Annotated in this window: 6 protein-coding genes; all 6 read right to left on the reverse strand. The window is 53.5% G+C overall.

The genetic code is table 11. The features are described 5' to 3' along the window. Positions 1-226: 226 nt before the first annotated feature. From SPICO_RS05970 to SPICO_RS09815, 6 genes are read right to left on the reverse strand one after another with little or no spacing between them, the layout of a single operon-like run. Positions 227-1450, reverse strand: a complete 1224-nt coding sequence (locus SPICO_RS05970; protein WP_013739774.1) for a hypothetical protein — start codon at positions 1448-1450, stop codon at positions 227-229. Further along, positions 1447-9306, reverse strand: a complete 7860-nt coding sequence (locus SPICO_RS10395; protein ID WP_013739775.1) for an ADP-ribosyltransferase-containing protein — start codon at positions 9304-9306, stop codon at positions 1447-1449. Before SPICO_RS10395 ends, SPICO_RS05970 begins: the two co-directional genes overlap by 4 nt. After that, positions 9306-12089 (reverse strand): hypothetical protein, encoded by a 2784-nt coding sequence (locus SPICO_RS05980; protein WP_013739776.1) that lies wholly within the window; start codon positions 12087-12089, stop codon positions 9306-9308. Before SPICO_RS05980 ends, SPICO_RS10395 begins: the two co-directional genes overlap by 1 nt. 3 nt (positions 12090-12092) lie before the next feature. Continuing rightward, a complete protein-coding gene (locus SPICO_RS05985; RefSeq protein ID WP_013739777.1) occupies positions 12093-12878 on the reverse strand; it encodes a hypothetical protein in 786 nt (261 codons plus the stop codon). Then, on the reverse strand, positions 12875-21478 hold the full coding sequence (locus tag SPICO_RS05990) for an ADP-ribosyltransferase-containing protein (RefSeq protein ID WP_013739778.1): 8604 nt from the start codon (positions 21476-21478) through the stop codon (positions 12875-12877). Before SPICO_RS05990 ends, SPICO_RS05985 begins: the two co-directional genes overlap by 4 nt. Continuing rightward, the gene (locus SPICO_RS09815; protein WP_013739779.1) at positions 21475-24060 is read right to left on the reverse strand and encodes a hypothetical protein; all 2586 of its coding nucleotides are present in this window, start codon (positions 24058-24060) and stop codon (positions 21475-21477) included. Before SPICO_RS09815 ends, SPICO_RS05990 begins: the two co-directional genes overlap by 4 nt. Positions 24061-24066 lie beyond the last annotated feature (6 nt).

Genomic DNA, 24066 nt, shown 5'->3' on the forward strand with positions numbered 1-24066 from the left:
TTTGAATTTTAACCAAAATTCCCTGTGTATAAACATAACCAGGATCTGGTTTTATCTTTCTTATAATATTTTGTCTCATACCTATCCACCCTCAGGATAAGCCCGTTCATCCAGTTTGGAGTATGATCCATCCGGATACAGATTTCCTCGACTGACGTATCCTGGGAACATTCGATGATCAGTTCGTCATGCACATGAGCGACAATCCGATACCCCCTCAGCATCTTCATGGCATGACAAAGAAGATCCCGGCTGGTTGCCTGCACAATGTTCTCCACAAACTTGGGGCCATAAGCTTCAAGACGTTCTCATTTCTCAGGGGCATGGAAGGGCAAGTTCCGAGTGCGTCCGGCATTCGCCTTGGCCACTGGAAGCCCCTGGATGACTGTCGTGAACGTCTCTCCGTCTTCGGACGTCTGAAGCTTGAACTGTATCGTCGCACGTCCTGCCACAACGGCCATGATATCGTAGGATGCGAAAGGTGCGCGGGAGTGACCTTTCTTGTCCGGGTATATGTCACATCGCTCCCATTGGCCGTAATCATCACTTGTGGCGTACTCTCCAGTCCCTGCCCTGTCACGTTGATGACGCTCTCGCCTTCTACCACGCCCTCCGGGGAGACGGTGAAGACATGGGAACTCAAAGAAAGGTTCAGGATCTTGCCGTCCTTTCCCGCATAGCCGTCCCGCACTACCGTGATGGTTTGTGTGGCCATGTAATACATCGTCTCGGAATAAGAGTGCTTCCATGTACACATGTAGGCTCCGGTCTCAGAAACGTCGAGGGCCTTGCCCGTCCCCTCGTCCGTGTCCTGTGTCGTTCCTTCCGTCCGGCTTTTCCAACTGAACTCCGCTCCGTCGTAATCGGCGCTCACGTCCTGTCCCTCCTCGTCAAGGAGCTGGGCGTGGATGGTCGTCGTCCCTTCGGCAGGCAGGGGAGCGGCGTACAGAATCAGCGTGAACTTCGTCCGGTCGTCAAGTCCCTGGAGGAGACCGGTCGTATAGGTGAAGAACTCCTCATCCAACAGCGAGGACGCGCCATAGTATGCATCGAACCGGGCCTTGAGGACTGCTCCGGATATGTCTGACGGCGTAGTCAAGTCGTGAAGCACGTCGCCCAGCTGGTCGTCAAGCACAAGGTATGCCTGCGCATAGCTCACGTATACCTGCTGCTCTTTCATGCCATAGCTTTCCGCCTGAGAGCTGTACAGGGCGTGACTGGACTGCATGGTTTTCCACTCGCGGTACAAAATTGATTTCTCGGATGGAGTGAGCACATCGTCGCTGGTCATCTCCCCGATCTCTGCCTTGATCCTGGCAAGGTCGCGCTTGGCGAGCTGTGCATCGGCGATACGTTTGATATCGCCGCTCGTCTGCCTGGATTGAGGATGCAGTTCCGTTATTTCATCGACGACGAGGCTCTTTCCTGCGGCATTGTATTCATTGCTCATCTCCACCACCCCCATAAATCGCCATAGTCAGACCCGAACATCTCCAGAGGATTCCCATCCTTTACAGCGTTGAATGTCCGCTGGATTGCCGTTGTCGGGATGGCGAGAGTTTTGCCTGCATCCCTGACGGCATTCCAGAGCTTCTTGGAAAGATTTTCATCACCGTTTGCTAATCCAAGAAGGAACAGTCCCGACGTGAACGGAAGCCCAATCAGCCCTGTGGATGACCACCCCTCCATGCCTTGGGAAACTTGAGGCCCAACATATGGAACCAAACTCTGAACTATATTCTTTCCAATCTCTATGGCAAAGTCTTTTTCCTTGTCGTCATCATCGCCGAAGAGAACGCCTTTCGCCAATGCCATGAAAGCCCATGACAATCCAAGCCCAACTGCGGTACCGGCCAGCTTTCTCCAGTTCTTCTGTCTGAAATAGAACGGCATGTCGTAGTAGACCATGTTCAACTGCTGGAAAATATCATTGGTGAACATGATGGCAGTTCTCAACCAAGGATTCTTTGAGCGTTGGACTTTTGCCAGATCAGTCACGCTGGATGAGCTCTGCGTCTCCGCGACAATCTGGGATGCCCTGTACACAGCCTCAGCTTCCAGCCGCGCCTCCCATCCTTCACCAGTCTTGCGGTATTTCTCAGTGTTCCGCTGGACGAACGTCGTGTATCCGCTCTGCCACAGGACAACCTTGACCGCCTGGTCGACGAACTCGACTCCCTTGAGACCGATGGTGTTCACATTTCCCATGAATCGTCCGAATCCACTCTTGTTCGTCTGGTTATGAAATCTGAGAATCTCCACATCAAAGGTCGATGCTTTCAGTTCAGGAGCTTTTGCATAGATTGATTCCATGGTTTCCTCATGATTGACCACCAGATTCCGGGATGCCTTAAGAAATTCCACAGGACTTATGTCCCCCCGGAGAGCGAACGACAGTGAAGCCAGCTGCTTGATTGGCGTCATGGCGTTGTAGGCCAGTACCGCAGCGGCACTGTTGGACAAGAGAGTATTGTACATGCGGTCCAGATCATCAAGGATGAAGTTAGGAGATCCTGCGTCGTTCACGTAGGCTTGGATCTGATCTTTTGCACCCTTGCCATATTTGTACTCCAGGACAGCCCCCATCGAACCGTGCTGTCCGAGAAGGTAATGGGTGTCCCTGACCCACTCCGCCCATGCCATGAAGTGTTCCTGTCGGCGTACCTGCTGAGTGTAGATGTTGGTCACATCCAGTCTCATCTTATACTTGGCGTGTGGTTTTACCGCTTTGGTCATGCCTTTGTCCGTGTACCGAACTTTCTTGCTATCGGGTCCTATCAGAACGTCAGTATTTCCCTCGGTGTAATTCCCTTCGGATACCCATGTGAAATATTTATCCCTTCTGCCAAGAATCTCGTTGTAGACGCGATAGAATACTTCGTACATACGATTGTACGCTTCGTCCCCGCCCAGCTCACTCATCATGTACTCGGCCCAGGCCTTGTCATTGCCGCTGAGGAGATTGATGGCTTCCGACAGTTTTTCAATCGGGATGTTGTTGCCCCATTCCCTGATAAGTTTTTCAAGGGAGAACTCATTCTGCTGATAGATGTACATGCCCATGACCTGGTCGCGTGTGAATTCAACGTCCTGCCCTGCGCTCGTCTTGTAGGAGAAAATCTTCTCACGCAGATGCTTTGTGGTCATGCCCAGCTCTTCCATCTTCTTTTCAGAGGCTTCGAGTCGGCGGGTCACATGAGATTGCTCCTGCTGGTTCGCCAAGAATGACTGACGGGCGAAAAGGTCATACAGGACCCCTTCCCTGTTTCCATCGAACTTACGAGCAAGGCGCTGTATCTTTCCGAATGAATTCCTGACGACTTCCCAGGCATTGTCTTTTCCGTGCTCAGGTTCAGTCTTCACAAGCTCACTGATCAACTCATCCCAATCCACGTCCTTGCCATAGGTCTGCCGATAATATGCCGAAGCATATCCTCTCAACCTTCCCATGCGCTCTTCATTCCGCGTACTCAATGCCGCACGCGCGTCCATGGCCAGCAGCTTGGCGGCTTCCCGCAATTCCTGTAGTTCTGAGATTGACCAGTCATTGATAGGACGGTTGAACCGGACGACATCGCCGACATACTGGGAAAGATGTTCCGGAACCGCCCCGACATCACCATCTTTACGCCAGTCCTTGATCTGCTTCCGGGATCTGTTTTTCGGGTCAACCATAGCCTGAAGCATCTGCATGTCGTCGATGTAGGCGGCATCCATGGTATTCTCATTCCATGTCGTGGACTTCTTGATTTCTCCAAACAGATGGGATCTGGCTTCTTTCAGCCTGTGAGCTTCAAGCTTCCTCTGCAAAGCGGTGAGAATAGCAGTCTGTTTCTTTTCCTCCGCGCGTGATTCCTTGAGCGCGGCCCTCAGTTCTCCGATCCGCTGGTTTTTCTTTTTCTGTACTGTCAGTTCCCTGGAAATTTCCCGTACCTTGGATTTCGCATCCTCCGCCCGCTTCCTGACGGTCTTGATCTGTCTCTGCAAACCAGCCTTGTCTTTGGCCGCCTGAACCATATACCTGTCGAGGATGATACGGGAATCGGCTTCCATCGCATCAATCTGGGTTTGAGTCACCGGACCGTCGGCAGGTTTCATGTCCACCGATTCGACAAGAGGCTCATCTGCATAGTGGGTACCGAACAGTTCATTCTCAACGTCTTCTCCGACTTCTTCCAGATAAGCGGCGACGTCATTGGCAGTCGCATAGGCGTTGTTTCCATCTTCGCTGTTAGTAATCCGGGTGGCTACACGGTAATTGGCCTGTTCAACGACCAAGAGAGCGTTCCGATATGCCCGCGGATTGTTCATGATGGCCTGGCGGGCCCTGGCGAATTCTTCGGGAGATGATGACTCTTTCAACCTCAGCACATAGGGAGAAACACCGGGGAACGCTCCGAATCGAGCGCGGACGAATGTATAGACAGGCTTCCTTCTCTTAGGGAAATATTTGGTATCGACATCGCTATATACCCTGAGGGACGTGACCAGTTCAAGAAGTTTCTTATCCGAAGAAAGATACTTGTTCACAAAAAGACGATCCCGTTGATCACGGGATTTCAGATGGGCGTATGCGTAGACTTTCCCAAAGAAATATTCATCTGCATCCATCCAGTCTTCAGGCGTGACATGTTCGTCAACAAAATCCCTGTCATAGACCTTCGGGTCATTTTTCATCGCCTCCATGAAATCCTCAGAAGTCTGATACTCGCGAGCTCTCTTGAGCAGTTCAGGCGATGCGTTGATCATGCTCCGGAGATTCATTTCCTTGACGGCCCATTCCTTTCCCTGGGCGGCGTATTCATCTACTACCGAGGTCGGGACGTAGTAATTCCCTCCCAGGGCATGCTGCACATCATTTTCCCGTTGATTGAGGATTTCTTCCTTCGCCTCGTCGGAGAGCTGGTAGAGCGCCGCCTCGCCGTCTGTCGATATCTTGTCTGACTCCTGAGAATTAGGTATACTTAAAGCAGAGGAGGACTCTATGGCGGTCAAATACTTTGATATCTGCGATATCCCCATGAGAACCGACGAGGGAGGATTTTTCTTGGAAGCGGTACTCGTTCCTTCTCCTGATGGTAAGTCCGTCATCGAGAGGAAACCGACTGAACGGGAAGGCGGGATGTGGGAGCGCAACAGACTCGACAGTTCCCTGCTTTCCCGCAAGGTTGCCGAGGCCTTGGCGCTCAATCCCGGCTTGTCGTATTCGAATCCCTTTGAGGAATAGACTTCTACACTCCATGCCTTGAGTGATTCATATAACCTATCGATTCTTTCGGTGATATCCTTCCCGAACAGCGCGGTATATTTTTCCTTGCTTCGAGAATACTTTTCTAATTTCCTCGCCTCGGCATATATCAGGTGTCCGCCGGTTTCCTTTGCATGGAATATCGCCTTGCCCAGGAGCTGGACTTCACCGATGAATCCGTTGGACATGCGGATGTTCACCGTGAAGTCCTTGTAGCCGAAATCGGTATCCTTCTTCTTTTCTCTGGCGACGATGTCCGCATGCTCCTTGAGAATCCGCTCGTAGGCGGCCTGCGCGTCACCGGACTCCTCGAAGACGAGCATCGCGCCGTTGATGTCCAGCAGACGCCCCCAGTCCCCGCCATAATCCTGCGCGACCTTCACCCTGGCACGCTCGACGCCCTTGAGGTCCGGACGGAACATGACTGCATCATCAGGCAGATGGAAGGCCGCTGCCATGGCGCGTACAGTATCCGAGAACTCCGTACGGGATTCCTCGGCAAGGGCATAGACGCGTGACTCTCCGCCTTCATTTTCATTAAAAGGCACGTCCATACGTACTGAAGCAGTCTGGAATAATACGTTCGGGAAGTCTTCCTGATACGGGATGTCTGGATTGTCCGGGTCGAATGTGTCGGTGGCGGACTTGATTTGTCCGGGATCAAACACCGCTATGCCTGTGCCTGATTCATCATGCACATAGACACCATCATGCCCCGCATCCCTCCATTGTGCGACCTTTTGAGGCGATTCCGCGTCATGCTGTTCGATACCGGATGACATCTCGTTCACCGGATTCTTTACAGAAAGAAAAACCGGAATGACGTCCCTTTTCCCGTGTGCCGCTCGTTTTGCAGACTTTTCATCAAACCCCAAATAAATGGTTCCTGCGGAATTCCCGCTTTGCAATGGTGTGGATTCATTGTCCGTCGCATGATAGGCCACCAGAGGTTCGCCATTGGAGTCGATGACGCGGGAAAAATTCTTGACATTCGCAAAAATCCGTGCTATTTCTTGCTTGAGATTGGAAGCTCCGGTAGCTGATTTTTCAGCCGGACCGGTCAGAGCGGCTTCCAATCTTTTTATATCTTCATCAACATAGACATTATGTACATAGAAATAATTGGCGTCACCCTCTTTTTCTCTTACCCTGATGAATACGTATTTCCGCTCTCCATCCAGCTCAACGGGAGCAATGAAGAAATGACTTGTGAAGTGTTCCTGATTGATATGCGGAATCTTGCCTAGATATGCGCCTTGTTCCAAAACTCGTTTAATGACAGGCAATACAAACACCTTATTGGGGTATAGTGGTTTATGACTCATGGAGTTCTGAACCCCTGTTTCATCAATTATGACAGTTCCTATCACTGTCTCAGCGTTGCCGACGGGATTTTCCTGAATCCACTTCTTTGCGGCATCAATGATTCTCCTGTCTCCAATGTGAATATCATGGGAAGATACAGACGCAATGGGTTTCCCCTCCATGAGAGCCGACGCCTCCCAGTCCCCGAACCATTCCTTGAACGCCGGAGTTCGTACCGTCACCCATTGTCTTTCCGTGAGGTTCGTCGGCTTTCCGTTCGGAGCCTTCATCCACAGGTCTGTTCCGCGATAACGGGTTTCAACCTCAGTGTACTGACGCTGGGCCTCTTGTGGTGTCAGGGAGGATTCCTGCTGGAACAGCTCCACAGCCCGTCCCGCGCGGTTCTCTGCCGTGCCGTCTTCGCTGAAAAGTCTGTCGAACGCCTGGATGACATCCGCGGAGAGCCTGTCCTTGAACTTCTCCACCAAAGCCTTGAGAGCAGCCTTGAAGCGCTCGAAGAAAGGCTTCATCTCCTCGATGGGTGCGATTCCCCGGCCAAGGTATCCTGTCCCGTCCTCGGCGAAACGTTCCTCGAACGGACGAACTACATCGAGCGCCTCCTCATACGTGGAGAACTCCTTTTTTCCGAGATAGAACTTCCCGTCCCTTTCCTTGATGTCCTCAAGCCACATCTCCCCGTCCGTCCCGCCATACGCTTTCACGAAGGGAGCCATAAGTTCCTTGGGAACCAGAGGGCGCATGAAATGGAGCACTTCATGGGGAAGCGTCGAGGCATCGGCCTTCTTGGATATGTGGACGGTATACACGGGCTTCCCATTCACCAGCGACGGTCTTTCGAGGAAACCGAGAGCGACCTTGTCCTTTTGGGGAGCAGGAATCTCCGTATCCAGCGTGAACGTCAGGTGATTCTTCAACAGATCGTCGGTGTTCATCTTCAAGGCCTGCCCGACGGCAAGGACGGCGTCGACATTCGCGTCCATATCGGAGCGGGATATGCGCCCCTGCGTATGGCTGACAAGGTCTCCAATCGCCTCCTCGACCATCTCCCGCTCGCGTGCCTGGATCGCCCGGTCTGCGCTCATCGTGCTCAGACGGTAGGGGACTTCCACCGTGGGCAGGATGGACGCGTCCGCCTCGGAGCTTTCCATCTGTCCGTCATCAAGAGCCAGGGAAACGCTCATTTTGGAATTGTCGACCATGATGTCATATTCATTCCCCCGTGTTTCAAGGGCCATGCGAGATATCTGGTCCCGTGCAGCATCAAAGTCTTCCTGAGATTCAAAGACCAAGGTGTTGCCGCTCAGACGTGAACCGAAATGCAGAGCCATCGTGTTGATCTGCTCCGCCTGGGTATTCCCGTCCGCCTGGGGGATGTCAATGACCTGTACGCGGGCGGCCCGTGTCCCCTGCCTGTCAGCCGTAGATATCTTCCGTGCATCCTCGGCGGACGCAGGGATAAGGACTCCGTTGCCTTTATAGACCTTGGGAGGTGACATCTTCCCGGTTGATTGAGGTTCGGCGGACTCTACAGGACTCGTGTCAGGATTCAGGATATAGCGGCGATCGACAACGGACGAACCATCTTCCTTGGCATAACTTTTGTTGGCTTCTGCATTCATACGCCGGGCATATACAGTCTCTCCTATTCCACCAGTGACCAGTCCGGAAAGGACCATGCCCTTTGCGCCCTCCCACATGGCCTTGCCTGCATTCCGAGCCATCTGCGGGATATCGATACCCTCAAAGTCCGCTCCGTTCTTGTTCGCCGCATCGGTGAGGATGTTTCTCACGGCATCGGACACAACGGACTGGCCACCTTCCTCCAACGATTCTCCGACCAATCCCTTTATCCAACCGGCTCCAAACTCTTTCAAGTAACCGGACATGGATTGTTTTGCTGCCTTGGAAAATGCATTGGGCGTTATGAGCTTGTTCAGGTGCTTGTATCCGGGGAACCACTCCATACCAACGACTTCTATCCCGCCCTGCACCAGAACATCCAGAACGAACAGTCCTTTGGCAAGGGGACTTGTCATGTCCAGCCTTTCGCCGTTGGCGTCCTCCATGTGGTACATGTCGTAATAATCGTTCCCCGCCTGGGAGGAACCGGACTCGATCACATGGAATGCTTTGGCCAGGATTTGCCCCGCAGTGAGGGCCACCCCTCCGACACCCCCGGTGAGCAGGGATACTCCGCCCTTGATCAGCAGGTCCTCAAGGGCGAACTTTACACCGGAATACAGGGGTTGCGCTGAGGCGACAAAGAGGTCTCCGAGAACATTGTAATCCTCAAAGACACGGTTCTTTTTCAGCTTTTCATTGAAATCGTCGGCCACCTTCATCCATTTATCATCCCCTGTGGCGACGAATTTCGTCGTTGCTATCCCTTTACGATCCTGCCACCAGGCATTTCTCAAGGCAACGAGAAAGCTCTCTCCTGCACTCTTGCGATCCGTGTTCCGGTTCGCCAAGGATGAACCCTGTCCGGTCTGCATCATCTGCATGCCGGACTCCACGGGAATGTTCATATATTTTGACAGCAAGAGGGCACCCTGAGCCTGTGTCGCCGTACTGGAAGGATCAGGAGAAGAATCGATGAGTTCTTGCAGCAAAGGAGTCACCGCTCTGGCTTCCTGATCCTTCTGACCGAAGTAGTCGCCGTATATCTTCTCTCCACGGAGGTTATATTTGCGGTAGACATCGCTGTCGAAGAAATCCAAGGGATCGTACATCAGTTCACCCCCACAAAAAGGTCTATGCTCTGCATGATCGCATCAACCTGGCCGGTATACCTCTTCTCTAACTGTGTGACCTGGGGGGCCAAGTCCCGCAGGTTTTTATCTGCCATTGCGAAACCTTCCTGAAAACCAGCACGGATATATGCCTCTGCCCTGCCGGTAGGATCATAGATCTGTACACCCCTCGCCAGATTCACTGTCGCATGTGTACGGGCTTCTATAAGGGCATTCTGCCTTTCCTTCTTGGCAATCAATTCATCTTTCAGGTGCGGATCAAGATAAACGGACAATGGTGTCAGGCTACGCGGAGATAGTGTATAGGTTCCATCATCATTCCTCTGTCCTTTCACGAATGACCACGAGGCACGTCCGTCCTGTCCTACGATATCCGAATAGGAAGCAAGGACAGCGAACACTCCGTCATGGTTCGGCAATTCAAAAGCCCACTGGCTGCCCATGATCTTAACGCGCTTGGGACTGGTCTCGAACGCTTTCTCAAACAATCGGGTATAGGACGCCCGGCTCATGACGAATCCGGTATTCACCGCCACCTTCACCCGCTCGAAGTCTGTACCGAGCTCAGAATATGTTCTCCCGAAAAGCTTTTGAGAAATAGAATCGAGTACATGCTCTCGATCATATCCTGTCTTTGCCAAACTTCCGGCATAAGAGTCCGTTATTCCCTTGTCCAACCAGAAATCATAGACGCCATCGGCGGCAGCCTGCATGAATGCGGCAGGGCCTTTGGCAGAGACGTCCTTTAAGAAATCATCGGGATCGGCAAACTGCTTCGCGGCCGAGGTTGCTGTGTTCAAAAGAGTGTTCATCGCACCTTTACGGGCAATGTCCGCTATCTGCTGTTTCAGGTTCTCAAGTTTTCCACTATCTGTCAGCACCTGTGGATCTTCATAGACAGCCTCAATGATCGCATCCCGGACGGTTGAGGAGAGAGTCAGGTTCCCTTCATACATCCCTCCCGTTTTCGTCAGCTCCGCAACCGCTTTTTCCCCTATTTTAAACAAGATGTCCATGTTGGGATTGTTTGCAAAAGAATACTTGGTGGCATGTGTCTCAGCATCTTCCGTGGTGAGCAAACCCGACTGTTGAGCCAGCCAGACATATTCCGTCAGTTTCGGTTGGGGAGTGCTATCGGCCCTCATCGTTTTCACCGTCTGTAGGGTTGCAGGATCGCTGACTGTGGCGCCTACCTCGCTCAGGATATCCACGGCCTTGTTCAAATTCTTTTTCGACATACCAGAAAGTACTGATACCTGCGATTCTCCGCTTTTATGAAAGGCATCAGCCTCCTGAACGGAAGAGAATTTTCCCAGATGCTGGCCTGTTGTCTGGTAATGGGAAATCGCCTCTTCATCAGATACGTCTTTTCCATCGACACGTGTAGGGATAAGGACTGCCAGTCCGTCTTCCTCGATAGAGATACTGCGGACAGTACTGACACTTCCGTCATCATTCTTCACAACAGAAAGGGACGAGACATCGATTGTCCCCGCCTGGACCGGTTGTGGAGTGCCCCCCTCTTCAAAAAAGCCAAGAACCAACTTCTCATAATCATCCTTGTTTTCCAGCTGAGCCTTGATTGCCGCCAGACTTTTCACGAATGCCGCCTGCTTCACAGTGCTGCTTGCCGTAAACTCAGGAGTTGATACAGCATTCAAAGCATCCTCAGGATTCCCGCTTTTGTTGAAAGCTGTCATGGCACGTGAAAAAAGGATGTCAGTCTGTACATCGTCACGAGTTTTTGAATCGGAGAAAAGAGCGAAATCATCATCCGTCAGCGTATCTCCTTTCTGGATTTTGTCGGTGATCTTCTGCGCATAAATCCCGTCATTCTGTGAGAGAGCAAGATTCTTGAGCTTTGTTCCCTGGACGCGGCCACGCCAGGGATATTCATTGAATGCGGAGTCAATCATGGAGACATCGACGACCTGCCCTTCTTCCCCGGCCTTGAACAGCACATCGGCCCAGGAGTCATAGGTCGTCGAGATGTTCTCATCGACTTTCCCGTCCAGTTCCTTCTTGTACGCATAAGCATTTTTGCTCATGGTCTTGACCTGGTCATCCCGTAAGCCGAAATCAAAAGCAGCCCGTGAAAGCGCGGCCTCTATATCCAGATCATCGGAAAGGATTCCCGCGTCGATCTCACGCTGAACCTGCTGAAGGGCCTTTTCAGGACGATATGTCTCACGGAAAGTTTCAACCATCCGACTTCGCGTGCCTTCTGTATATGGGGTGTGCGCGAGGAATGAGGCATACTGGGTACTTGCCTCTTCCAAAGACAGGGAGGGAGCGGTGCCCAGGACATCGGATTTTCCCTTGATGATTGCATCCACCTCGGCCTTTGCTCCATCTGCTTGCAGTTGCGTCACTTTCACAGCCATGTCATTGGCCATGTTCGGCAGCTCGACGGTCAGAAGGCGACCCTTGGTCTCGTCATCGATGGAGGAGTCTGTCGTGATCCTGGACGCCTGGGTGTTTTTCCATTCCTCCAGGCGCTTGGGATATCCCTCGAAGTCCCTGTCATAGGGAAGGTCATTACTGAAGAACTTCTGCCGACTCTGTTCCAAGGCAGCGACCTGCTGGTCTGTCCGGGCGTTGACCAAGCTCGTCCTCAGGAGCTTGTAACGCTCCTCCTCTTCTTTTTTCTTTTTGTCCTTAAGATCGCTCACTATCCCGGCCGCATCCCGTACCGACGCCTCTACGGTCGAGACGGCGTCCAGTATCTGATGCGCTCCATATCCCTGCATGACACTACCCATTCTTTACTCCCACAACCATTTACCAGTGTTTGTGTTCACCATGCTACGTGCGCCCTCATACAGGCCGCCGAAGATATCCCCGGCCATTGCCCAGCCTGTCGTAATACGTCCGGTGGTCTTCATGTAATCGATGTCCTCCTGGAGATTCCCGGCGTTCATGTCATACATCTCCTTCGCCTGGGAAAGGGAAAGGTCGATTTCCTCCTGCACCCGTGCAAGATTGGAATTGTTCGCGTCCACCTGACGCCTGTATGCCTCGGTCTGTTCTGTCGCGCTCGTATAGGCATTGAGGGCGGATGAGTATGTCTGGACGTGGCTGAGCCCAATCTGCTGACGTGCCAGCGCCAAGGAATCATCCGATGAGCGCTGGGCATTCTCCAGGACATTGCCTGCTGTCCCCGAATTGCGGAAGCCGCTGGTGGCGACCTGCTGCAAAGCCGTTCCCTCAGTCTTCTGGTTTTCCACCGCCAGTGTCGCCACCTGGGAAGATGCTATCTGGGAAGCAAGACTGCCCGCCCTCGATGCCTGACCAAGAGCCACCGCCCGGTTCTGTTCGGTCTGAATCGCAAGAAGATTCAGTTCGGTATTGGCCTCACTGGTTTGCGCCTGTGCCTGCGTCTTTTGTAGATTCAGACTGCTCTGGGCCTGACTGTACTGCTTGTCCAGGGACTCCTTGGAACGGTTGAGTTCTTCAAGCTTGGCTTTATATTCAGCGTTGCGGGCAATGGACGAGGCGATGCCTTTGCCAAGTCCGAGGATGCCTCCGGCGATTGCAAGGGCGAGCATCATGCGACATCAACCTCCATTACGATTGCAAGGATGGTCATGGGATCATCCTCGACGCCTTCTATGACCAGCTGAAGCTGCTTGTCAAAGCCTGTAGAGGTATACACATCAGCATCATCGGAACCGATCTCCCGTGTCGGAGGCTCCATGCGCTGGGTGGAACCAATGCATATCCGCCCCGTCTGATACATGCGGGCAAAGACGCGAGAGACTTTCTTCACCTGTCCGATGGATGTCTGGGTCTCGAAGGGATTGAGAACCACACGAGGAGTGAACTGGATAGCGTCATCCCTGTCGTGCCAGTCATCACAGACGCTTTCATCGAACCTCTCGATGACCGTCTCTTCTTCGCGGGACGTGAGGATGTACACGTCCTGTCCATCAGGAGTATCGACCACCGTGACCGACTGGGAGACTTCCCCGGCAAAGGAAAGCATGAGGTTCTTCCAGTACTCTTCCTCGTCATCCCCAGGGAACAACGCCCCGCCGATGAGGAGCATGGTCACCCAGTTGAGTCCGAGACCCGCAATCATGCCGATAGCCTTCTTATAATCCTTCTGCCTGAAATACCGGGGGATGTCAGCCCAGATCATGTTGAATTCCTTGACCCCCTGTGTGGTGAACATCGTCAGCCATTTGATGAGCTGGTTGTTCGTCCGGTGCAGCTGGTCGGCGTCCAATACGGTCGATGTCTGCTGGGTGCGCTTGATGAAGGCGGTCGCCTCCTGCGAAGCTTTGGCGGAATCCATGCCCTTCTTCATGGCGCTCTTGTACGCCCCAAGCCAGAGCGTGTTGGCTATGCAGGAGTCCGCCCACTGTATGGGACTCATGGCCAGCTCCCCGACTTTCTTCATGGTGCGGCCATACTTCGTCCGTGTCTCGATTCCCTTGATATCAAGGAAGGCACGCTCGGCGACACGATCCTGCATCTGGGGAGCGAGGGAATACACACGCTTGGTCGTCCCGTCGAAGTCGCTCATCATTTCCTTGGAGGCGGACATCAGGTCGATGGGTGAGAACTCTCCCATGAACATCCACACGGCACCGGTCTGCCTCAGGACCGTGGCGACGTTGAAACCCAGCTTGGCGATTGCATAGTTGGACCGGAGCTTGTCGAACAGCCCCTTCAGGTCGGTATTGACAAGGTGAGGGGACGCGATGTCGTTGAAGTACCGTTGTATCCAGTCGGCGTATTTCTTGGAATGATTGCGGGCGATGAGATCATACAACCCGCCCTTTTTCTTGTTCAGCGTGTACTGCATCCCTTTCACTATGCCTGCAAAATTGATGAAATGCTCCTGCTTCTTGATCTGGTTCTCAAAGACGGCAACGGCGTCCAGGTTGATCTCGTAGGCGCTCCATGACGACCTGTGGCGGGTCTGGGAACGTCCGACATATTTCTGAGAGGGACCATACCCGCTCATCAACACGTCCTGTTGCGATTCCTCGGCCTCCATCGGCACCAGCGGCCAGTAATCGGCGACCTTGTGCATCGGGATGTTATATTCCTCGGCCAGAACCTTTGCCATGGCCTCTCGTGTGACACCCATCTCCTTCTTCATCCATTGGGCAAGCTCGATGTAGTGTGGTTCAAGCTGCCCGACCATGTATCTGATGTCCTCGTCGCTGTATGCATGGGTCAGTCCCGGACCTTCAATGTCGATGGGTTTGCCCTTTTCATCCAGGACAAATCCTTGCAGCTTCTGACGGTTCGTCTTGTTGCTGCTGTTCAGATAGATTCCCATGCCTTGGCTGCGGGTGAAATGCCGCCCGCTGGGTGTGAGGATCGTATGGGCGTACAGGTCGTCCTGCGTGATGCCCAGCTCCTTCATCTTCGCTTTCCATGCATCGAGCCGCCGGTGAACCGAGGCCGATTCCGCAGTGGCCGCCACGTCCAGGCGGTCACAGAGATCGTGCCATACGCCGTATTCGTTGCGCCAGTCAAGTTCCCACGCCATGTTGCGCGGAGTGAACAACCATGCCTTGATGCCCTCGATGAGCGTGCCTTTATTCTCTTGCTTGATAGCTTCCTTGCTCTGGGGATCCGTGACCAAAGGTTTCTGGCCGTCCGTCCCTTTGCCGTAATGGAGCAACTCCTGGTTGCCGACCGCGGAAACGAACGTCTCTGATGCGCTCCAGGCCCGGTTTCTCCGGACGGTCTCGTCCTGACGGGCCCGGAGCCTGATCTGGGAGACAAGCTCGTCCATGATCTGCAATTCCTTCAGGCTCCACCTGTTCAGAGGCTTGTGCAGCGTGATCGTCCCGTCCTCCTCGGTGACGATGATGCCTTTCATCTCCTGGGGAATCTCGACAACGTAGCCTTTCTCCTGCTGCCAGTTCGCTATGCGCTTCTCAGAGCGGAAATTCGGGTCAATCAGCTGGTTCAGGAGATTCCCTATCGGTTCATACCATGCCGCGAGGTTAGGGTTCCATTTCTTGGAGATGTTGCGGGCATGCTGGATCATCTCCTGCCTCACGGCCTGCCGTCTCCTGACATTCCTCAGGCCCCGCACCTGGCGCTTGAGGCTGAGGACCTGTGCCGTCTGCGCCTTGAGCCTCCGGTTCACCGCGCGGTTGAAGTCCTCCTCCCCCTGGACATCCTGCCACGTCAGGGAAAGGTCGCGGACATTGCGGGAGAAGGTGGTGTTGTCCACCCACTCGTCAAGGCCGAGGGTCTGCTCATAATACAGCTGCTGGCGCTGGTATTCATCCCCGGCCGCGGCAAGCAGCTTGCGGAAGTAGCGGGGATCTCCCTTCATGAGCTTCATGACGGCCTCGACCTGTTTGGGCGTATTCTCTCCCCGGATGGTGAGCGCCCACATCTGCGGCGGCATCTGACCGCGGGTGATGCCATTCTCACGCAGCTGCTTGGCAAAGGACACCACATCCCGGACGGTATTCGCATAGTTAGCAAGGAACGATGCGTTGGCGACCGCAGGAGTTGACAGCGAGTATTCCTTGTCCAGGCGTTTGATGAACCGTACGTCCGAGCCGGAGGGCATGTCCATATCAACCTCTCCTTCGGCCTTTAGCATCAGATTGAAACGTGCCATGACGATCTGATAGTCCTCAAGCGTCCCCCAGGCAAGGCGGGCGGACTCCTGTTCCTCAAGGCTCTTGAGGGCGGCGGTGCGTTCCTGCTCGACCTGATCCCGTGCCTCCCGGTACAGGCGGAGCATCTCAAGGTTCAGGACCTTACGGAATTGGATTTCCCACTGCACGTCAGGGTCGTCGCTGAACTCCTGGAGGATGTCATCTGATACCCGGTATCCGGCCTCCAGGGCACGGATTACCTCATCACGGTTGCGCCTGCGCTGTTCCTCCTTTGCCTTCGGGGAAAGCTCGAACAGCTCCTGATCCGGATCGGGAGAATCATTGTTGACAACGTCTTCTTTTGTCAGTATCATCTTACCTAGAGCTGGGATGCTTCCCTCTAGCGGCAATTGGAGCCTACTGACTGGAAGCCTTGAGAAAATCCCAGCTTCTTTTTTTTGGTATCGCAACAATCCTTCATCAATCCAATTTTGGAGTGCGTTTATAGATTTCCCATAGGCAGATGCAATAAGGTTTGCCGTGATATGTCCTGTCCGTTCATTAGGATGTAGAGCTACAACAACTGGATTGCCTTGAATGTCCAGCATATCAAGAACTGCTACATACCCCTTGCTTGTAGAAGCAAATACCAAAAAAGGATCTTGTAGGGCATCGGGCAATTGTTTGAGGATTGCCTTGTCAATTGAATTGATGTGTCCCTTTTCTTTGTCGTACAGAATAGTTTTCATCTTGCTTCGATACATGACAAGAGGCAGGTTCGGAAGACCGAGAGCTTGAAAAATAATGGGCGTATGATGAAGAACCTGTGCATGCCCTCTTCTCACCACATCCGTGATGGAATTGACTTCTCGCCCGAACCATGCAAGATCTTTCTTCTGCAACCTTTCCCTGTCCGCCCGCTCCCGTGATGCTATGTTGACAATATCCTCTTTCATGATTAGGCTGTCATTAAGTTCACGGATATCAGGAGAAAGCCATTGTAGCCGACCACCTATCCGTGAGCTTTCTTCTTTTACGCCGTCTGCCGATATCTTGTCTGACTCCTGAGAATTAGGTATACTTAAAGAAGAGGAGGACTCTATGGCAGTCATGTATCTTGATATCTGCGATATCCCCATGAGAACCGATGAGCGCGGATTTGCCTTGGAAGCGGTACTCGTTCCTTCTCCTGATGGTAAGTCCGTCGTCGAGAGGCCCCCGACTGAAAGGGAAGGCGGGATGTTCGTACGCAACGCATTGGACAGTTCCATGCTCTCCCGCAAGGTCGCCGAGGCCTTGGCGCTCAATCCTGGTTTATCGTATTCGAATCCTTTGGAGGAATAGACTTCCACACTCCATGCCTTGAGAGATTCATATAACCTATCGATTCTTTCGTAGACATCCTTCCCGAACAGCGCGACATATTTTTCCTTGCCATAACGATACTTTTCAAATTTCCTCGCCTCGGCGTATATCTCGTGCCCGCCGGTTTCCTTCGCATGGAATATCGCCTTGCCCAGAAGCTGGACTTCGCCGATGAATCCGTTGGACATGCGGATGTTCACCGTGAAGTCCTTGTAGCCGAAAGGAGTATCCTTCTTCTTCTCTCTGGCGACGATGTCCGCATGCTCCTTGAGAATCCGCTCGTAGGCGGCCTGCGCGTCACTGGACTCCTCGAAGACGAGCATCGCGCCGTTGATGTCCAGCAGACGCCCCCAGTCCCCGCCATAATCCTGCGTGACCTTCACCCTGGCACGCTCGACGCCCTTGAGGTCCCGACGGAACATGACTGCATCATCAGGCAGATGGAAGGCCGCTGCCATGGCGCGTACGGTATCCGAGAACTCCGTACGGGATTCCTCGGCAAGGGCATAGACACGTGACTCCCCGCCTTCATTTTCATTAAAAGGCACGTCCATACGTACTGAAGCAGTCTGGAATAATACGTTCGGGAAGTCTTCGGTCTGGAAAAGAATGCTTGGATTCGTCGCATTAAATGTTCCAACGTTATCAGTGGCGGATTTGATTTGCTCAGGGGCGAAGGCACCATAGTAGGTGTCTTTGACAAGCTCATCATCGGTCTGATTGGAAATAATCATTCCATCATGGCCAGCGTCCTGTGCTTTTTGAATCAAAGGTGCTTCAGCCGTTGGGTCGGTGAATTGTCCAGACGGAAGGCTGGTAATATAAGGATTGCGTATATTCAGGTACGCTTCAACAATCCTGTCTCCATTCCGTTCCTCTGCCATTGCTTCCGCATAATCCATGCTTTCAGAAAACCAAGAGACTCCATCTTTCGATTGGAATTCAGAAAAATCCTTGTCCGTACCATGATAAACGACACGCGGTTCTCCGTTTTCATCTACTACCACGGAAAATCCTTGCAAAAGTGAAAATAATCGTTTATCTTCTATAGCGTAAGAATCTTTTGGGGCACGAGCTGGGCTTGTTAACCAGGGAGTGCCATTGTTCTCCTGTCTTGAATACGGGAGAGCAGCCAAAAGGTTCTTAACTTTTTCAAGACTGCTCAGTTTGTGGTCGTAATAGTATTTTCCACTCTCTTCCCTGAGAGACGAGCGTACGACATATCGGTTCCCATTGTATTCGAACAAAGACAGAAGATAGGTAAACTTCCTGGCGTTCCCATCGGTAAAAGACCCCAATATCTTACCGTTTTCAATGAACTTGGGAATAGCAAATAGTGAAGCAAGATGTTCCTCGTTCAGATAGTCGTGCCGGAGCAAATCGTCAAGAGAACTCCTATTAAACTCAATTGATTCTTGGCTGTCCTTATTTATATAGCTCGCTCGAATCCCGGCGGTCATGGTGCGTATTTTCTTGCGGGTATCCGATGCATTATCCGATACTGAAAATGGAAGTTTTTCTCCACTCACAACCGATGATGATTTCTCCAAAGAATCGATGATTGTCTCAATTTTTGAAGCGGCGTCAGGAATGACGGTTTCCCAATCCCCGAACCAGTTTTTAAATGCCGTCGTTCGTACCGTCACCCATTGTCTTTCCGTGAGGTTCGTCGGCTTTCCGTTCGGAGCCTTCATCCACAGGTCTGTTCCGCGATAACGGGTTTCAACCTCAGTGTACTGACGCTGGGCCTCTTGTGGTGTCAGGGAGAATTCCCGCTCGAACAGCTCCACCGCCCGTCCCGCGCGGTTCTCTGCCGTGCCGTCTTCGCTGAACAGCCTGTCGAATGCCGCGACCGTTTCCGGGGACAGGTAGTTCTTCAGGTAGCGGATGAGCTCTTTCAGGGCCTTCTTCATCGTCTCGAAGAAGGATGTCAGTTCCGGTTTCGGAGCCTTGCCCGTCTGCACGTATGTCACCAGGTCATCGGCGAAACGTTCCTCGAACTGCGCCGCTGCATCGAAGGCCCTCTGGCGGTCGTCGTATGTCGTGCCGTTCCACACCCATTTCCCGTCACTGCTCTGAATCGGACGTTCATACCATTTCCCGTCCTTCACGCCATAGATGCTCTCGAAGGGCGCAAGCTGCTGAGCCGAGAGGCTCATGCGCGTCACATGAGACAGCTCATGGGTCACGGAGCCGACATCGGCGTCCTCGGTCAGGTGGATCGTGAACCGACCGTCCTGCTCACGGCTCACGCTCGCCAGTTCGCCTGCCCTGCGCCTGTCGGTGCGTATGACGAAGGGCGTGTCAGAGAAGCGCGTCTGCATGAACTGGTCGACCGTCATGCCGGTGATGCGGCTCATGACGCTGATGAAACCCGTGGTCGCCGTGACATCGGCGTCAGAGAGATGGGGAGCCGCGGCCTTTATCGTGGGGGCGACCGCATGTTCCAGGTATCCGCTTTCCAGCTCGGCATCGGATGTCCCCCTGAACGTCCGCACGAAGGCGTTGCCGGAATCAGTGTTTCCTGCGGCAAACGGGGCATCAGTCATGGGAGAGGCGGCGTCCGCGTAGCCTTCGGTCGTGAAGGAGATTTTCGTGAAGGAACCGTCATCCTGCCGGAAGGTCAGCTCTACGGAAGACTCCTTCACATCGACGCCGAACACCGAGGGTTCCCGGTTCACCAGGCCGGAGACGGAAGCGCTCATCTCCTGCGGATCCTGGAAGACTACAGTGTTCCCGTTCACCCGTGCGTCAAACGCTACGGCCATGGTATGCGCCAAGTGCCGGGTTTCTTCGTTCTCGACCGTCTCTGGCGTGACCTTGGTGACGTTCGCCCCCACGATGCCTGAAGCTTGCAGATCCGCAAGACGCTGGGCGTCTTCGGGATGCACCGCCTTCAAGCCTCCTCTGAATTCCACAACGTCAATCGGAGGAAGCTTTTTGGTTTCAAGTTTTTTCAGCTCGTCCTTCGAGAGCTTCCTGCCCTTCACTCCGGATGTGTCCACCCACCGGGAGTTGACCGCCGTCCCTTCCTGGTACATCTTGTTCGCGTCACTGCCCACCTTGCCATTGGTCACAGAATCAACGAGAACTTCCGAGACAGTGCCAAAGCCACCTGTCAGCGCGAAGGCCGCAGCAGAGCTCTTGGCGGTGTCCCACAGGCGATTGTAGTATTCTTCCCCTTTGGCATAGTCATAATGCGCACCGGCCTCATTCGCGGCCATCTTGTATGCTTCCACGCCAAGCATGGTCACCAGCTCCTGCGAGACTTCCTGGGCGGTGTTCTCCCCGATGCCCTCGATCAGATAGGTCTTTACAGCGCCTTTGAGAATGCTCTTCAAACTCTGTTTCGCCGCTTTGTCTATCGCCGTCTGTGAACCGGCGCGGTAAAGGGTTCTCACTCCGGGCATGGAACTCAGCTGCCAATGCTCCAGGAACATATTCACCAGTCCGACGGCATCGGAAATCTTGCGCTTCGTGTCCTGGTCGACCTCAATGCCGTATTCCTCTGCCAACGCATCAATTTCGGCGGAGGTTGAACCGCTCTCAATCATCCCCATGGAAGCACTTGCGGCCCATCCTCCAATCTGTGCGCCAAGGCGCAGGCCTCCCGCCACACCGCTTGCCGCGCTGACAAGGCCGCCGATTCCCGCTGTTATTCCTGTGAAAGCAAGTTGTATCGCGAGCTGTTGGATGAAAGGAGACGCACCGATGAACCATTCAGCGACAGCGCTGCGGTCCTGAAAGTCCTTCATGGTGGCCGCCGACTGCCTGAATCCTTGGGCGTTCCTGCGGTACCGCTGGACGATCTCCCCTTCTGAATGGTCCGCCATCCATTGGTTGAGTCCTGCCATCTGCTGGTAATACCCTTGCTTTATCCCATCTGCAAATGCGCTCCACCCTGAGACATCATCGGTGCGCAGCCCTGTATAGTGCTTGAGGATGGACGAAGAGTTCTTATAGGCGTCGGAGAAGCTCATGCCCGTGGCGGCGGATGCCACGTATGCTATTTTTGTCCGGGCTTCGGCTGACTTTGGATCGTCCCCCATCTGCCAGATCGCGCGGAGATTGGATTGAAGCGTATCATTCGCCTGTATCTGCTGCGCTGTCAGGGCCGTGATGAGACGCCCCTGGGAATCATACTTGTAGGAATCCGTCTGCTGATAGTTCCGGTATATGGGTTGGAATGTGAATTGCGTGTTCATTTTGGGGTCTTGTCCTTTTTCTTTTCTGACGTCACCAGGGCAGGATGCACAGAGAGCCGTTCAATGGCCTTCGTCTCAACTAATCGCTGCCTCCCAGCCTCTTGTTCTTCTAACTTCTTCAAGTAATCCAAGAGAATTTTTCTTTCTCCCAAAGGCAACGTATTCACATCGGCGAGTGTTTTTATCGCTGAGTAGTCATACCCTTTGCCTCTGAGTGCTACGGGTTCCTCAACAACAAGACTGTTTGCTGAATATTCCGTACCGGGGGACAGGTCCTTCCCAGTAAGCAAATATCCTGCTCTTGTGACTCCTAAACTGATCATCTTGTGTATCGTCCAGTCCCTGAAATCTCCGGTGTTATCAGCTGGCATATAGACATACCCCTCATTGTCAACCACCGCCGGTCCGCGGTCAGTCAGACGGATTTCCACTATCTTTGCATTGAGTTGCTTCTCCGCGGCATCCTTCATGCCGTAGGCGTATTCGATGTACAGGACGTTTAAGTCCACGACGTTCTTCTCAAAGGTCGAGAGATTCTCATACGTGCGGCTGAACAGGTCTGACGCAATGATCGGACGCGGATTTATCCCCTTGTCGGTGGTCGCCGTCTTGGACATCCATCCCAACAAACGATCTTCCTGGAGGAGACCATCATACTTCCCGTTCCTCACGTCCTGCATCATCTCCTGGGGCTTTTTCTTCTTGAACAGGTCTTCCGTGTCGAAAGCCTCCGGGGAAGCGGCTCCCGCCACAGAGGAATCAACGAGCTTGGAAATGTAATTGTCGGTGGCGGCTTTCGATATGACGCCATACAGGGCGTCCCAGTCCATGTCGGGATTAAGCATCAGCGTGTCCTCGAAAAGCTGGAGGGCTTCCGTGTGTGCCTGCTCGGCCATCTTGAGCTTGGCCGGGTCTTTCTCCTTATCCAATCCAAGGTCAATCGCCAATTTCTTAGAGACTTCCTGATACCGCGGGGAAGCAATGTACTCTGGCCTGTCCCACAACCTGGCCAGGTCGTCATCATCGATTGTTCCGGCGTTATGGGCTTTTATGAGCGCACGATGATAAGACCCATCGGAAATGAGGCCGTTGAACCTGTATGATTCAAAGGTCGCAACTCTGGACTGATTATTTTGTGCCCGATCGGACAGGACGTCTAGCGTGGCGGACCCTGATTTTTTCCATTCAACCTGCAAATCCTTGACGGCTTTCTGATAGCCCTCGGTATGCCACAGACTGGCGTGGAAGTCGGCGTCCGTCGCGGTTCCGGCCGCTATCTTCTGCAAGAGTCCCTCGTACAGGCTGCGGTCATCGGAAGAGTGGACAAAGTCAACCCATTCTTGGTAAAGCATACCGCCGCCAAGGGAAAGGTCGACGCCCGCAAACGCAGAGCCGACATCCTCCAAGGTGATTGTCTCTCCCCTGGACAGTTTCTCATCGAGCGTGGCGGATGCGGCGAATGCCTTGAGGCCCTCATTGTCGGCCTTCTTCTCATGTTCACGGTCCATGAAGGACAATGCCTGCGTGGTCAAGTCCGCCTTCTGGATGTCATCCATGCCGTAATAGGAGGCGATTCGCTCAATCTCCTGTTCATGATCAACGGATTCCCCCGCGCCTTCACGGGAAAGATAGAAGTTCTTGAAGTCGGTCATCGGCTGAACGGCCCTCAGCCGCGCGTCAAACTCCGCGTTGAGCTGGGCTTTCTGCGTCGGCGTCGCATACGCCAGCTTGCCGACCTCGGCTTGTATGGCGGCCTGGCTCCGCTCATAGGGCGTGCCGGTGGCCACGGTTCCTTGCGGGACGGGGACGCCGTTGGCTATGATGTCCTGGACTGTGGCGTCAAGGGTAGGCATTTGTTCGCTGACGGCACGCTGATTATGGGTAGCACGGGTATACAGGTCGACTTCAAGGTTCAGCTTGTCATCGTAGGTGATCCGTCCGGCCTCATACGCCTCGTCGATGACGCTTTTGCCCAGAGTGAGACCGTCGTTGTCCAACGCCGCATGGGCGTTCCTCTGGACGGTGGTCAGCAAGCTCTGCTTGGTGAAGCTCTGGATCTTGGACTCGACGACTTCCGGGCGGAACAGGGGATCCTTGTACGTCCCGTCCTCGTTCACTCCCCCGGTGAGGAAGTTCAGATACCCGGCATTCATGGCTTCTTCGGGAAGGTTCCCGCGCAGGAATTCTTCCCTGACCGTCTTGTCACGGTCTTCCACGTCGAAGGCTTTCTCGCTGGCGACATACGCGCCCATCCTTTTCTGGGAGTCCTTCCTCGCCATGGTCCACGATACAGAGTTCTGAAAGTTCTTCTTCGCCGTTTCACTGGTGACGTTCGCCGAAGCGAATATCTCGTCCAGGACTTCCTGCTCCACCTCCTGGAGCTTGAGCAGCTTCTCATCGCTCGTGAGGGTGTTGTCCGCCATGATCGTCTTTTCCCGCGCATCCCAGATGGAATCGGCGATGGATGCCGCCGTCCTGACCTGCGAGCCGATGTCCGAGGCTATCAGCTTGGTGACATCGAAGATTCCCTGCGTGAAGGACTGGAGAGCCCCCTGTATGTGCCCGGCCTTGTCAAATGCCATATGTCC

Origin of the sequence: Parasphaerochaeta coccoides DSM 17374, assembly GCF_000208385.1 — a bacterium.
Taxonomy (GTDB): Bacteria; Spirochaetota; Spirochaetia; order Sphaerochaetales; family Sphaerochaetaceae; genus Parasphaerochaeta; species Parasphaerochaeta coccoides.

Excerpts from the sequence above, each read along its gene's own strand:
- SPICO_RS05970 (WP_013739774.1), bottom strand. The coding sequence starts at position 1,450 with ATGAGCAATGAATACAATGCCGCAGGAAAGAGCCTCGTCGTCGATGAA.
- SPICO_RS10395 (WP_013739775.1), bottom strand. The coding sequence starts at position 9,306 with ATGTACGATCCCTTGGATTTCTTCGACAGCGATGTCTACCGCAAATAT.
- SPICO_RS05980 (WP_013739776.1), bottom strand. The coding sequence starts at position 12,089 with ATGGGTAGTGTCATGCAGGGATATGGAGCGCATCAGATACTGGACGCC.
- SPICO_RS05985 (WP_013739777.1), bottom strand. The coding sequence starts at position 12,878 with ATGATGCTCGCCCTTGCAATCGCCGGAGGCATCCTCGGACTTGGCAAA.
- SPICO_RS05990 (WP_013739778.1), bottom strand. The coding sequence starts at position 21,478 with ATGAACACGCAATTCACATTCCAACCCATATACCGGAACTATCAGCAG.
- SPICO_RS09815 (WP_013739779.1), bottom strand. The coding sequence starts at position 24,060 with ATGGCATTTGACAAGGCCGGGCACATACAGGGGGCTCTCCAGTCCTTC.